This window comes from Porphyromonas gingivicanis JCM 15907 (assembly GCF_000614585.1).
Classification (GTDB): domain Bacteria; phylum Bacteroidota; class Bacteroidia; order Bacteroidales; family Porphyromonadaceae; genus Porphyromonas; species Porphyromonas gingivicanis.
This window is the reverse complement of record NZ_BAKX01000002.1, coordinates 18,348-31,797: the sequence shown is the minus strand read 5'-3', so window position 1 is coordinate 31,797 and position 13,450 is coordinate 18,348. Positions and strand designations below refer to the sequence as shown.

Genomic DNA, 13,450 nt, shown 5'->3' with positions numbered 1-13,450 from the left:
AAGGGTACGAACTCAAGAGCGTAAATTCTTCTATCTTTGCGCACGTAATTTATCAAAGAAGAGAATCAATGAATTGGCAATCGTATTACAAAGAACATTTGGTAACCGCCGCCGAGGCAGTAAAAAGCTCCCTATTTCAAGGCGCAAACGTTGTAGTAGGTAGTGGTGCTGCCCATATAGACTGCTTCATCGAGGAGATGTATGCCCAGCGAGACACCCTCCCCTTCGTAAACCTTTTCCACGTACTTTACTTTGGCAAAGGACTTTACCTCACTCCCGAAATGGAGGGAAAGGTACGCCCCATCATCAATTTTATGGAGCGTCAGGGACGTAATGCCTACAAAGAGGGATTGGTGGACTTTCTTCCCTGCCACTTTCACGAAGTACCCGGACTTATCAAGGATGGCTTCTACCCTGTAGATGTGGCTGTAGTTCAGCTCTCTACCCCCGATGCCGAGGTATCTGTTCGATGGGCGTTTCGTGCGACTATACCCGTGCTGCCATAGACCATGCGCAGAAAGTAGTCGGCATCATCAATAAACAGATGCCCTACCTCTACGGAGATACTCGTGTACCCGTGAGCCGATTGGACTATATCATCGAAATCGATGCTCCGCTCGTTACCGTGCCTCAAGCTCCTATTGGAGAGGTCGAGGCTACCATCGGCAAATACTGCGCCTCGCTTATTGGCGACGGAGCTACCTTGCAGTTGGGCATCGGAGCCATTCCCGACGCAGTACTCAATAACTTGGAAGACCGTAAGGACCTGGGCATCCATACCGAAATGTTTACCGATGGGGTAATGCGACTCATGAAGTCAGGCGTTATCAACGGCAAGGCGAAGACTCTCCACAAGGGCAAAGTCGTATCGGCTTTTACGTTCGGTTCGCAAGAGCTTTACAAGTTTTTGGACCACAACCCCGATGTGGAGATGTATCCCGTAGACTATACGAACGACCCCTTCATCATTGGTCAGCACGACAACGTGGTTTCCATCAACTCCTGCATAGAGATTGACCTCTACGGTCAGGTTACGGCAGAGAGCATCGGCTACTCTCTCTTTAGTGGTTCGGGCGGTCAGGTCGACTTCGTTCGTGGGGCAAAACGCTCCAAGGGAGGCGTTTCTATCATTGCCATGCCTGCCACGGCAAAGGAGGGAACGGTCTCTCGCATCGTGCCTACGCTCAAACCCGGTTCTATCGTAACCACAGGGCGCAACGAGGTGGACTATATCATCACCGAATTCGGTATTGCACGCATGCGAGGGCGCACCATGTCCGAACGTGCCAAAGCGCTCATTTCGATAGCGCACCCCGACTTCCGTGCCGAACTGGAGGAAGCCGCTCGCAAAATGATCGGCTACTTCAAATAAACCCTCCTATTAGAATATAAAAAAGTCGTCCTGTGGATGGAGCTACCAACTCATCGCTCGGGGCGACTTTTTCTATACCTTTCTCGGTAACTATCGAGACCCTTGTACGAATTTCAAGGAATAATCCTTTTGTTAGTTAGCACAGAGGGTTTTGAGAGTTTGCTCAAAGGGTTTCACAAGTAAGCTATATACCTCTCGATTTTTTGTACTACACCTCTCTTCGGACAAGCAAACAACGACCTCATAACCAACAAATACTCCCCTTTCACAACTAAAAAAAGGGCACAGCAATGGCTATGCTCTTTTTCTATTTAACAGATTAGTAAGAACGATAGAGGCATGGATGGCGGTTTGGGGGAGTTGTTGTACCTTTCGGAGGATTTTTCCATTGCTCGGTACCAACTATGCACCTGCTCTACCCCACTCCCCACTGTTCGGAACGGCGACTACAAGCTCGCTTCGCAGGGCGTTGGGCGGTCATTACGGGGGCTTCCTCGGGCATCGGAGCGGCTCTCGCCCGACAGTTGATGCGCTATGGTGCTCACTTGCTCCTCATTGCTCGCCGAGAAGAGGAGCTACAAACACTCTGTCGTGAGGCAGAGCAAATGGGGTGTCGCGCCCTCTACCGAGCCTTAGACCTCCGAGAAAAGGCATCTTTGGAAACCCTCTGCGAAGAACTACCTCGCTTGCTCCCGAGCGTCGATTACTTCTTTGCCAACGCAGGCAAATCTATCTGCCGACCTCTTGCAAAAAGCCTTGACCGTGCGCACGACTTCGACCGCACCATCGACCTAAACTATCGAGCCACCGTACACCTTGCGCTGGCACTTATCCCAGCGTTGGAGCGTGCTCGAGGGTGCATCGTCTATACCTCTTCGGTGAGTCTGCTCTACCTATGGTAGCCAACTGGTCAGCTTATCACGCCTCGAAAGGAGCTACCGACCTGTGGTGTAGGACGGCTCAAATGGAACTCCCTGCACGAGGCGTCAAGGTGCGTATAGCCTATATGCCGTTGGTGGCAACACCCATGTCGCAGGCGAACAAAGTCTACCGACATTTGCCGAGTTACACGGCAGACGAAGCCGCGCGTCTACTGATGCGTTTGGCTACGGGCAGACGTGCCTTTTATATCCCTTGGTGGGCACGCATAACAGCCCCTTTGACGCGCCCCTTCGCTCCGCTTCTGCGATGGCTCTATCGCCACCGCCTGCTCTCCTAAGTAAGGGTAACGAGGGCTACTGTTTGTTTTTCAGCTTGTCTAACTTTATCTGACACCAACAATTAGAAAAACAAAACCTAGTAACGAATTTGGGTCGAAGCACAGACCTGCATTCCTTTTGCTGTGGGGTAGAGCTAAGGAAATAACAACCCATTGAGATTCTCTAATGACAAATCTAAGATAAACTATACTAAAGGCGTTTTATTTCATCGTTGGTAGTGTTCCCCTTGTACTTCTTGCTACTGATGAGGTTTGACAACTTGTAGGAGACATATATCGTGAATGTACGTGTCTGATAGTTTCGGCTATAATCCATGGTGATATGCTCGCCATCATATGTCCGCTTGCCGTGTAGCGTGGAGAAAACATCTGCACATTCGAGGTAGATATTTAGACGGTCTGAGAGCAAAGAGAAGTTGAGAGCGACATCGAGATTCCACGCTCGGGGTATTCTGAACAAACCATTTTCACTTGCACTACGATAAGCACCATTGACAAAACATTGGACATGATTGCTGAGACTAATGGTGTTGTCGGCTTTCAGCATATATCCATCGCCCCTCTCTCTTGTGAATCCTGTAACACGCATCCATTGTGTTTGGTAGTCCATTCGCAACGCACATTCCCAAAAGTCACCCCATTTAATCCGCTGACCGATAGACAACGAGAGGTACTTGTTTACACCGTGGTTGTCAGGTCTATAAAGCATGATATTGTCGGCATAAAGCGTGGGCACCTGTATGATCTGTCTACGACCGCTGTATAATTGATCATCAGAGAACTCTTCATATACCTACTCAAGAGTGATAACTCGTGTCGTGTCTCTGGACGCAAGTCGGGATTACCTCCTTCGTATAGGTAGGGTGAACTGTAATTAAGACCTGCACGCAGCTGATTGTATGTTGGGTACTCCGTCTTCATTGAATAGGACAACTGCGACTGAAAAGCCTTTTGGCTCATTGATATGGAAGCAGAGGGGTATAGTCGAGAACGTGAAAAGAGCTTGCGAACACTCTGCTTTGCTTCGTCCTTTCGCTTGATGGACAATGCCTCATGTCGAAGCCCCACCACAAAAGACAAGGGTTGAAGGTCATATTGTACAATGGCATAACTGGCATAGCGATGCTGATAAGTCCTTATATCAAATGGGCTTAGTGTAGCATGACTACCACCGACTTGATACATTTGTGAAACGGACGTATGAGCATAGTCTGCTCCGAATTGGACATTTATGCAATCCGAGACTTTATAGCTCGCCACGGCTTGGGAATAGATGAGGAAGTTGCTACTCTCCGAATGTGTATTGACATTTGGCTCTACCGTATGATCCGAACTTATAGAAGCCATAACGTTGGAATAGCTTCCTCGATAGAGATCAGTATTGAAGAGTAGATCCCAACGTTTGTCAGAGTAGTTGTAAAACAGGTTTCCTGTCCACTTATGACTTGGACTCTTAGAGTTGGATTTTTGCTCAAACTCTACGTTGCTCACTGCATCTGTATAGTGCAATCCATTGACGACATCTGTATTCCAGTGCGTATAACTGTATGTGAGTGAAGCTCCCAAACTGTTGCTCTTGTTTGGGGAATAGACTAAGCTATTGCGAAGGAGCAGATTTCTATAAAGTTGCTCCTCCGTACTATTGTACTTCACGGACGAAGATTGGTTCTTCGTCATCAACTGTACTATATCAAGCTGGGCACATGTAGGGTCGTGGTCATATGCGAGCGAAGACTGCCAGCTGAGCGTAGGCGTGTTGTACGAGAACTTACCCCTATTCCAGTACTCTGTGCATTCGCTATGAATCACACTACTTGCGAACTCTGCACCCATTCCGGCTTTCTTCCTTTGTGTTCGGATCTTAATAACAGCCCTGACATCTGCATCATAGAAAGCCCCCGGATTGGGCAATACATCGACCGAGAGCACGTCTTCCATTTTGAGCTCCTTTAGTTCTTGTAGGTCTTCGAGCTTTCGGTTATCGATATAGACTACTGCTACACCTCTGCCCACCACAGCAAACCCACTTCCAGACTTCTCGATAAATGGTAATTGCGCAAGGTAATGTGTGATGTTGGGTAATGCTTTTTGTAGCCTTGTAGGCGAGAACTTGATACCATCGTTTGTGATTCTGCTTGGGCTTCGCCCCGTCACCGTGACCTCTTCTAATTCTGAGGGGATCTCCTTCATCTTTATAAGTAGTGGAGAAGAAAAAGGAGCTTGTAAGACCTTCCTCTCAAATCCGATATACTGCACCCTGATAATACGTATCTCTTTTTCGGCAGAGGCATAAAACTCCCCAAGATGATTGGTAGTAACAGCCTCAATAGGCGCTACATTTTCCGACACAAGTAATTCGACATAGGCTCCTACTAGGGCATCTCCCTTGTCATCTATCACCTTTCCCAAAAGTGAGAAAGCAGACTGAGCGTAACACCAATGCACCATACCCAGTAATATCACGACTGTGATAAGGACTTTATTGCGAGACATAGCCATAATACTTCTCTAATATTTTACACCTCATGTCTGGGGGAGCAAGAGGCATTGACAAAGATTAAACTGTCCTCTGTTGTATTTATTTTTCAATCATTAGCATATAGCTCTTACCAACGAAGGTCTTCAAGATTTGACAAAAAGGGGATACCTCCATAGCGTCCATGTAAGTAGCCATTCTCTATATTGGCAGTCCTATGGATATTAAAATCGCTTAGAGGATGGAGACGCGTAGATTGGTCTACATCTTTCTCGGCAAACCATATTTCGTCGGGTCTAAATATCTCTTGATCGAGCAAGTAGGACTCATAGGTGGTAAAAATGAGCTGCCCTTTAACCTCTCTATGTTCGGAAGTATACTTAACAATATGTTATGTACTACAAGCTTTAGGAGCATAACAAATCCGTTAATTTTTCACGGTAAAGATATGTAAAGGCTTTAGATTGACCAAAACAGTAGCATACAAAGAGGTGGAGGGAGATACAAAAAAGCACTCTTGCCCTTGATAGACTATGAGTATTTTCATATATTTGCCTCACAAATTTTCACTTTTCGATTAAAAAGGATAGAAGAATACCGATAAGGCTATACATAACTCTCCAAAAAGGGAGTAACCGCTCCGCCTTTTATACTATCCTCAGTGGGGATATATCCCAAAAAAGTTACAAAATTTGGAGACTTTGACGAGCCAACAGCTTCTGGCAAGAGCGATTACGAGAGTAGTCCATAGAGTCGTTAGTTCGTTGTTGTACCACAAAAATAACTCTATACAATATGAGATTACATATAAAGGTATCGGCTTCTCACAAGCCGATTGATTTCAATTACCAATCCCTCCTAACGGGTTGCGTGCATAAATGGCTGGGCAGGGAGAATGAAGAGCATGGCAAGATAAGCCTCTACTCCTTTTCTTGGTTGCAAAACGTTGAGGTTACGTCTGAGGGCATCCGACTATTGGATAGCACCTATTTTACACTCAGTTTCTACGATAGTGAACAGGTGCGCAGAGTGGTCAAAAACATTTTGGAGCAACCTGAGATGTTTGCTGGGTCAAGAGTAGTAGATGTTCGCCTACTTTCTGCCCCTGAGTTTTCAAACCAAGAACGTTTCTTCCCCGGCAGTCCTATCCTCATAAAAAGACACGACGAAAACAAGATAACCCACTACACCTACCGGGACGAAGAGGCGAACCGCTTTATGACAGAGACTCTCAAAAGCAAAGCAAGCATAGCGGGCTTAGATACCGAGGGGATAAAGGTGTACTTTGACCCTACTTATCCACACCCCAAGACCAAAGTAGTCGCCTACAAAGGGGTCAAAAGCAAAGCCAATTTATGCCCCGTTATTGTGGAGGGAACGCCCGAGATAATAGCCTTTGCGTGGCACGTGGGGATTGGCAATAGCACAGGTGTAGGGTTCGGAGCATTAAAGTAGAGTAGATTATGGAGAGAACACTTTATATAGTAAAATATGCAGGTCCTTTCGGCTTTATCAAACCATGGACCAGCGTGAGAGATAGCGAAACCTTCTCCCAGCAATTTCTCACCCCCAGCATCGTGGAGGGTATTGAACGGAAGCTCTTCCCCGAACTTCTATCTGCACCCAGTGGTATTCAAAAGATTGTTCGCCACCGACTCTCCTACGATCAAATCTCCCAACAGCAAGAGGTAACGCAAACAAGGGGATGGAATCAAACGAAAAAGGGTAAAGAGTATCTATTTCAGAGAGACACCTCGATCATTGTGCGGGGCGTGATGGTAAACCCCGTACTCCACTTAGCTTTCTTAAAGCAGGAAGATGCCGACGAGGCTTTTACACAGCATATCTGTTTGGCGCGCAACGAAGATATCCTATTGCCTCAAGAGAATTTCTCTCTACCAGAAAGTGCATTTGACAACGAGGAGCTGATGCCAGGCTTCGAGCTTCGATTTGAGACCAATGAGCACTCTTTTCCTGTGGGCATTGACCGCAAGACGGGGCAACAGATGTATGGTTGGCTTAACATAGTGGGTACTCCCGTCAAGAGTTATCAATAAGCTCCACTAAAACAAACAATAATCCACTAAAAACAACCCATGAGCGACCTATTAGCCAAATCAGCTCCCGAGCGTACTACCCTACTTGCCCATACCGAGCAAGTAGTTTCGGTGGCAGAACTCTTGGCGGACTACCTTTCCGTAGATAAGGCAACAGCTCGCAATGGAGCTATTCTGCACGATATAGGCAAAGCGCATCCCGTGTTTCAAAAACGATTGACGGAAGATGCCCACCGTGCGCCCCGCCAACCTTTTCGGCACGAAGTAGCCTCGCTCTTTTTCCTTTCAGCCTTTCCCAAAGAGCAGTGGCATGCCCTCATCGAAATGGTGGTCAGCCATCATAAATCGGTTAAGAAAGATATCTCCCACTTAGGGTTACTTGATTTGGAGGAGGAGTACGACTATATCGATTTTCATTTACAAGAGTGGAAGCAGTGGTCCGAAAGAGCGTGGGAGGTATTGGTTGCTCTGGACATCCCCTACCGCTCTATATCGGCACAAGAGGCAGAAGAGAATTTGGAGTACGCTATCAATTACTGTGAAAAGCGGTCCAGAGAGCGAGGCGTATCCGAGTGGAAAGGGCTTTTGATGGCAGCCGACCACTTTGCCTCTGCCGTAGAGGGCAAGGTCGATGCCCTCCTCCCGAGGCTCTTCAAAGCCCCAGACTTATCGTTCTACAACCGCCCCAACGCCCTCTATGTCCTCTCTCTGTTAAATGCCGATAGTCCTCAAAAGCACACCATAGTCGTTGCCCCGACGGGAGCAGGCAAAACAGACTATCTGCTGCGTAGATGCCATGGACGGGTTTTCTATACCCTGCCCTATCAAGCCTCTATCAATGCTATGTATCGACGAGTGGCGGACGACCTTGAGAGAGACAATCCTTCTCTTGACATTCGTGTGCTCCACTCCACCTCGAAAGTCGTTCCTCGCAAAGGGAGCGACGAGGAGACAGTACTCCAGTCGCACATCGGCTCTTCGGTAAAAATTCTTACCCCGCATCAGCTGTCGGCGTTGGCGTTCGGGATGAAAGGTTACGAAGCTATGTTGCTTGATCTCAAAGGGTGCGATGTTATCTTAGATGAGGTACATACCTATTCGGGCATATCACAGGCCATTGTGCTCAAATTGGTCGCTATCTTGAAAGCCATAGGGTGTCGCATACACATCGGTACAGCCACCATGCCCACTCTACTCTACCGCAAAATTGTGGAGCTATTGGGCGATGACGTCTTAGAGGTGCAACTGCCTCCCGAGGTGTTGGACTTGTATGATAGACACATCATACACAAGGCAACTTCGTTCGACACGCTTTTCCCCACCATCGAGCAGGCGATTCAACGAGGAGAGAAGGTGCTTATCGTACAAAATCAGGTCAAGAGGGCGCAGGACATTTTCGAGCAAATCAGAGAGCTATATCCTTCTGTTCCCTCAATGCTTTTGCACAGTCGCTTCAAGCGGAAAGATCGCAACGAAAAAGAGCGAGCTCTACTCGGCTGGGATGCAGAGGCAATGCCGTGCATCAATTCAACACCTCGGAAGAGGCTTGTATCGTAGTAGCTACGCAGATTGTGGAAGTTAGCTTGGATATAAGTTTCGATGTAATGATTACCGAATGTGCTCCGCTGGATGCTATGATACAACGTTTCGGGCGAGTCAATCGCAAAAGAAGTCCCGAACGCATCGGACAGTTAAAAGATATTTACGTAATAGCTCCCTCAGATAACCAACTGGAGGCAAGACCCTACGATGTAGCTACTCTGCAGAAGTCATTCGAGGTACTCGAAGATGGTCAACCTCTACGGGAGCGATCGTTGCAAAGCAAAATAGATGAGGTATTTACCTCTATCGACTTTACACAGATTGACCAACACACCATCTTCCAATCGAGTGGTGAGTTTACAATAGACTGCCTAACGCACCATAGCAAGGCCATTCTCTTTGAACTCCTCGACATCGACAGCGTGGTGTGCATCACGGCAAACGACATAGAAGCCTACCAAGAGGGCAATTTGGCAACAAGGCTCCAGTTGGAGATACCCGTTCGCTACACTGCCGTAAGGAAAAGACCACAAATCGAAAAGGGCAATCACCCTTTCATCATACCCGACGAAGCCTACTCTGACGAGATGGGTTTAGACATTAGTAAAATAGACAGCAACTTAGGAGTAATACTATGATAACTTCTATAATTGGAAAAACGTTTTTGAAAGCCTTTAATGAGAAGAACCAATCGAACCTCTCCGCCAAAGAGTTCTTCGATACAGAATATTTCAAACTGTTCTTCGACCACCCGAAGTATCTGCAATGGGTAACCAACTCCCCCTTTGTGCAGATGAAAAGCGGACAAAAGCCACATCTTCTAACCCCCGAAGAGAGGGCAGAGAAGTTGGAAGCCCTGCACGACAAAGTAGCCAACGAGGCTCCCGATGCCAGCTTTGCACTGGGCTATCCTGCTTCGGAAGAGAAAGAGTTTGCAAGTACCTCGGGGCTTATAACCGATATCTCTACAGCATACAACGAGGAAGATATCTATTGCTCTTGGCTGGGTTCAAGTTTAGGTATCGGAGTGGCAGGGGGATACAATCTACTTATTGACGATGCCGAACTACTACTCCTCATATTCGATGGATGGAAGTTTTACCGTCAATACTTGAACGACCCTACCCTCGAACAACTAAGAGGTAATCAAATCAACTCTTGGAATGGGCAGTGGCTTACTTATAGACTCGGCAAAAGCTATCGTGAGGATTTTACCTTCTCAAACCTCGAAGACGAAGAGATATTTAGCACGAAAGAGAACTTAATAGAGGTCGATACGGTCGATTGGGCAAGGCTATTTTTCAGTCTTTCACGCGAGTACCCCGATAGAAAACTGATGACCTACATTTATAGTTTTGGACAAACCAACAAGACAGTAGGGTTTATCCCTCTCTACCTCAAATCGGGCACGAGACTAAAAGAGATTTATAAGCACCTTTATCAAAACGACGAACGTTTTGACCAAAAAGAGTTTCAGTCTCTATACGGAAGGCATATCAAAAGAGCCTGCGAGTTGGGAAGCATCGGACTGCAAGCCCTGCGCCCCAAGAATTTGGAAAAATACCTCAAAGAGGCAAAGAACTTCGCACTCAACAAAGAAGAAGACATTATTACTTATCAATCCTATAAAACTTGGTTAATTGCTATGTTATCAAGAAATAAACAAGAGATTACAGACTATACCTCAGAATTGGCAAATCTCATCTTACGTTACAGGAAGGGAGCCTCAGGCACCGAACGGAAAAACCTCATCGAAAAAGGACTCTTAGCGGCTCGCTCTAAAAAGCCTTTTATCGAGGCTCTTACAGAGATGATAGCAGGGGTAGAGCAAGAAGATTTGGCACAACTAAAAGCCTTGAAAAACGAGGTACACCTTATGACCAACGAAGAGTTCGTCTATTTCAACACCTTGCTCAAATTCGATTACACCTTCGTAGAGAAAAATTTATAAACAAATAGAAATACAAGATTATGAATACAATTTATATCCGTACGCTCAAAAGAGCAGAGCATACTGTCTTCTGTGTGGCTGATGGTCAGAAATCCTACTACGATGCTCAGTTTAGTCGTTACATCCCTTTCTCCAGTGGACAGCAAGTAAAGAGATCTATACTCGATGCCGTTTGCGAAAACCTAAAAACGATGCCCAGCCCCACAACTTTCCTCTTCGATGTTACCAAACAGAAGGAACTCAAAGAGGGCGAAGTGTACGGCACTTGCGACCCAACTTATGTTGACCAACTCTTCGGAGGTTGGATGAAAGCCGAGAAAAAATCGCAAGATAAAAAGGGAAAGAAAGCCACCAAACAAGAAGAGCAAGAAGAGGGAGAGAGCAGAGGAAGAACATTGAAGAGAAGAAGCCCCCTCTCCATCTCTGCTATGAGAGGTCTCCATCCTCTTTTGGCGGGATTGAGTTCGGAAGATATTTCATTCGATAGAAGCGACAGACCCAACAACGAAGTTATCGTAAGAGATGAAAAAGGTAACCAGCTAACAGACGAAGAGATAGCCCTCTTTTTAGAAGGGAAAGATAGAAGTCTAAGCAGAAAATGGATTCCCAGTAACAGCCGTGCAACCGGTCTTTTTGTATCCGATATTGCGATTGATTTGAGAAGGCTCTTTTGCGTTTCGGTCAATCAGCTTGAACCCGAAATGTCCAACGAAACTATCAAAAAGTTGCAAGCAGAGGGATGGATTGCCTCTAAGAATGTTTTTGGCGACTGCTTAGTAGCTCCTAAAGCCCTACGTGAAGCGTGGATTGAGGCATTGGCAAAGGCTATCGTGAACTGGCGCATCACCTCCAACCAATCTCGCACCTTCAGCTTGATGGATACACTCGCTATCTCAATAGGCGATAATGCCAATCTAATTGCAGGCAGTATTAGAGCAAAATTGTCCGAAGAAGATTCCAACAAAGCGGTACCCATCATCGACGAAAATCTAAGCAACGTAGAGACTTTCGTTACCCTGCAAGCTGGGGGCTACATTGCCACTACGAAAGAGCAAGCCAATGCCCTCGAACAGGCAGAGAAGAAGCTCATCGAACTAATGATGGCATTCGATTACGAAAATCAAAAGTAACTTTGCATCGAAGGATAGCAATAAAAAAGAGGGTTGTGGACAAAACAAATTGTACCACACCCCTCTTTAAGCTCTATCGAAATACATAGCCCAAACCTCAGATCAACAATAACGCCGTGAGTTCGGTGCAATGGGTTTCATAACTCCCGACACAATATCTTACACACCAACCAACATGGTATGAAGCCATCTTCTAAGCAGCATTCCGTTTTTCAAGCTCTCATCAAGTTACAATTCATCACACCCCAAGGAGTCTATCGCTGGATAAAGAGCCTGCTCTCCGAGGGAACGACTCTGATGGCACTTCTCCGCTTTTCGGCAGAAACTTATCCATATCAAACCGCTCTCTTACCAGCCGAGGGTGAGACTCTCACTTACCGAGATTTGTACAAGCAATCTCGACAACTGGCATATCTATTACGAGAGCATTACGGACTTCGGGCAGGGCATCGGGTTGGCATACTCTGTCGCAATCATACAATGGCGGTATTACTTCTGCCTGCCTATCTCGTCTTGGTGTACACACGCATCTACTCAATACGGAGATGGGAGCCGAAAAACTGGAGGCTCTACTCCACAAGGGCAAAGGGTATCAGCTACTTCTTCTTGACGAAAATCTTCGTGAGCAGTCGCTCCCTCAGACTCTTTCTACCCCTTTTGCTACGATAGAAGCCATCAAAAGAGAGCTAACAGAGACACCTACTCCGCAAGGGAAACTGCCCCACATACGCCGAGGGGGAGAACTAACGGTACTCACGGGAGGTTCCAGCGGACACTACAAAGCCGCCGCTCGACGTCCTTCTGCCACACAATTTCTCCCTCCTCTTTGGGCATTGCTCCGACAAATCGGCATACACCACTACCGAAACGTTTACATCGCCCTTCCCCTTTACCACGGATTTGGCTTGGCAACGCTTATTACCTCTCTTGTTATGGGCAAAGAAATTCTACTCACTCGCCACTTCGACACCGAGCAAGCCCTACAAGCCATCTGCAAATATCGCATCGAGGCAACTCCTTTAGTACCTGTAATGCTCTCTCGTATGTTGCAAAAGCCAACATCGAAGGAGCAACTATCCACACTTCGTTGCATTATCTGCGGAGGCGACCGACTTGAGCGATCACTCGTCCAACTGGCACACGAAACGCTCGGCAAGGTAATCTACAATCTTTATGGTACTTCGGAGGCAGGATTCTTTCTCCTTGCCACGCCCAGTGATTTGGAGCGACACGCAGAGACGACCTTAGGCCGCCCCATACGGGGTGTGCAGTGTCGATTAGAGCAGGTCAATGCCGATGGCGTAGGTACGCTGTGGGTGCGATCGGGGTGGGCGATGCAAGGGCGAGACCATCAGTGGCAAGGCACAGGCGACTTGATGCGTTGCAACGCAGAGGGGTATTACTTCTATCAAGGGCGAGCCGATCAGATGATTGTTTCAGGCGGCGAAAACATCTATCCCGAAGTCGTTGAACGCACCATCGTAGCACATCCCGAGGTCTTTACGGCGAGGGTTTTTCCCATCCCCCACGCCTCTTTTGGACAAGTCTTAGCGGCACACGTAGAGTGTAAAGACAAGGAAAATCCGCTAAGTGAGGAAACTCTACGCTCATGGCTTCGCCCTCGACTTTCACGGGCCGAAATGCCCCATTGCATTACCTTTGGCTCCGTCCAACTTTTAGAAACAGGCAAACGAAAGGCATAG

General features: G+C 47.1%; 11 protein-coding genes and 2 pseudogenes. 10 read left to right on the top strand and 3 right to left on the bottom strand.

Annotated features, from left to right (window positions below; genetic code table 11):
* Positions 1–68: 68 nt before the first annotated feature.
* The 3 genes and pseudogenes from JCM15907_RS10240 (at position 69) to JCM15907_RS13770 (ending at position 2,591) form a co-directional block, all read left to right on the top strand.
* Positions 69–1,372, top strand: a pseudogene (locus JCM15907_RS10240) (acetyl-CoA hydrolase/transferase family protein).
* A 404-nt stretch (positions 1,373–1,776) separates the two neighbouring features.
* Complete coding sequence (locus JCM15907_RS13775; protein ID WP_306305456.1) at positions 1,777–2,274, top strand: SDR family NAD(P)-dependent oxidoreductase; 498 nt, start codon at positions 1,777–1,779, stop codon at positions 2,272–2,274.
* Positions 2,268–2,591 (top strand): SDR family NAD(P)-dependent oxidoreductase, encoded by a 324-nt coding sequence (locus tag JCM15907_RS13770; protein ID WP_306305455.1) that lies wholly within the window; start codon positions 2,268–2,270, stop codon positions 2,589–2,591. The genes JCM15907_RS13775 and JCM15907_RS13770 overlap by 7 nt, the downstream gene beginning before the upstream one ends.
* Before the next feature lie 190 nt (positions 2,592–2,781).
* Here JCM15907_RS13770 and JCM15907_RS13560 read toward each other — a convergent pair whose 3' ends face one another.
* From JCM15907_RS13560 to JCM15907_RS02240, 3 genes are all read right to left on the bottom strand, one after another.
* Positions 2,782–3,300, bottom strand: a complete 519-nt coding sequence (locus JCM15907_RS13560; protein WP_277906815.1) for an outer membrane beta-barrel protein — start codon at positions 3,298–3,300, stop codon at positions 2,782–2,784.
* Entirely contained in the window at positions 3,270–5,084 is a 1,815-nt protein-coding gene (locus JCM15907_RS13555; RefSeq protein WP_277906813.1) for an outer membrane beta-barrel protein, read from the bottom strand. The genes JCM15907_RS13560 and JCM15907_RS13555 overlap by 31 nt, the downstream gene beginning before the upstream one ends.
* Before the next feature lie 113 nt (positions 5,085–5,197).
* The gene (locus tag JCM15907_RS02240; RefSeq protein WP_025842551.1) at positions 5,198–5,386 is read right to left on the bottom strand and encodes an AAA family ATPase; all 189 of its coding nucleotides are present in this window, start codon (positions 5,384–5,386) and stop codon (positions 5,198–5,200) included.
* A 476-nt stretch (positions 5,387–5,862) separates the two neighbouring features.
* On the opposite strand from JCM15907_RS02240, the gene cas6 reads away from it, so the two are divergent.
* The 7 genes and pseudogenes from cas6 (at position 5,863) to JCM15907_RS10220 (ending at position 13,450) form a co-directional block, all read left to right on the top strand.
* Positions 5,863–6,522, top strand: a complete 660-nt coding sequence (gene cas6, locus JCM15907_RS02230) for a CRISPR-associated endoribonuclease Cas6 (RefSeq protein WP_025842550.1) — start codon at positions 5,863–5,865, stop codon at positions 6,520–6,522.
* 8 nt (positions 6,523–6,530) lie between these two features.
* Complete coding sequence (locus JCM15907_RS02225; RefSeq protein WP_025842549.1) at positions 6,531–7,124, top strand: hypothetical protein; 594 nt, start codon at positions 6,531–6,533, stop codon at positions 7,122–7,124.
* A 39-nt stretch (positions 7,125–7,163) separates the two neighbouring features.
* Positions 7,164–9,304, top strand: a pseudogene (cas3, locus tag JCM15907_RS10225) (CRISPR-associated helicase Cas3').
* Positions 9,301–10,617, top strand: coding sequence for a hypothetical protein (locus tag JCM15907_RS02215; RefSeq protein WP_025842548.1), 1,317 nt, complete (start codon positions 9,301–9,303; stop codon positions 10,615–10,617). Before cas3 ends, JCM15907_RS02215 begins: the two are co-directional and overlap by 4 nt.
* Before the next feature lie 20 nt (positions 10,618–10,637).
* A complete protein-coding gene (locus tag JCM15907_RS02210) occupies positions 10,638–11,747 on the top strand; it encodes a hypothetical protein (protein ID WP_025842547.1) in 1,110 nt (369 codons plus the stop codon).
* A gap of 180 nt (positions 11,748–11,927) precedes the next feature.
* The gene (locus JCM15907_RS13250) at positions 11,928–12,416 is read left to right on the top strand and encodes an AMP-binding protein (RefSeq protein ID WP_242396765.1); all 489 of its coding nucleotides are present in this window, start codon (positions 11,928–11,930) and stop codon (positions 12,414–12,416) included.
* Entirely contained in the window at positions 12,308–13,450 is a 1,143-nt protein-coding gene (locus tag JCM15907_RS10220) for a class I adenylate-forming enzyme family protein (protein WP_242396790.1), read from the top strand. The genes JCM15907_RS13250 and JCM15907_RS10220 overlap by 109 nt, the downstream gene beginning before the upstream one ends.

Coding starts and splice junctions, on each gene's coding strand:
- JCM15907_RS02215 (WP_025842548.1), top strand. CDS start 9,301: ATGATAACTTCTATAATTGGAAAAACGTTTTTGAAAGCCTTTAATGAG.
- JCM15907_RS13250 (WP_242396765.1), top strand. CDS start 11,928: ATGAAGCCATCTTCTAAGCAGCATTCCGTTTTTCAAGCTCTCATCAAG.
- JCM15907_RS02225 (WP_025842549.1), top strand. CDS start 6,531: ATGGAGAGAACACTTTATATAGTAAAATATGCAGGTCCTTTCGGCTTT.
- JCM15907_RS02210 (WP_025842547.1), top strand. CDS start 10,638: ATGAATACAATTTATATCCGTACGCTCAAAAGAGCAGAGCATACTGTC.
- JCM15907_RS13775 (WP_306305456.1), top strand. CDS start 1,777: ATGCACCTGCTCTACCCCACTCCCCACTGTTCGGAACGGCGACTACAA.
- JCM15907_RS13560 (WP_277906815.1), bottom strand. CDS start 3,300: ATGCTTTATAGACCTGACAACCACGGTGTAAACAAGTACCTCTCGTTG.
- cas6 (WP_025842550.1), top strand. CDS start 5,863: ATGAGATTACATATAAAGGTATCGGCTTCTCACAAGCCGATTGATTTC.
- JCM15907_RS13555 (WP_277906813.1), bottom strand. CDS start 5,084: ATGTCTCGCAATAAAGTCCTTATCACAGTCGTGATATTACTGGGTATG.
- JCM15907_RS13770 (WP_306305455.1), top strand. CDS start 2,268: ATGGTAGCCAACTGGTCAGCTTATCACGCCTCGAAAGGAGCTACCGAC.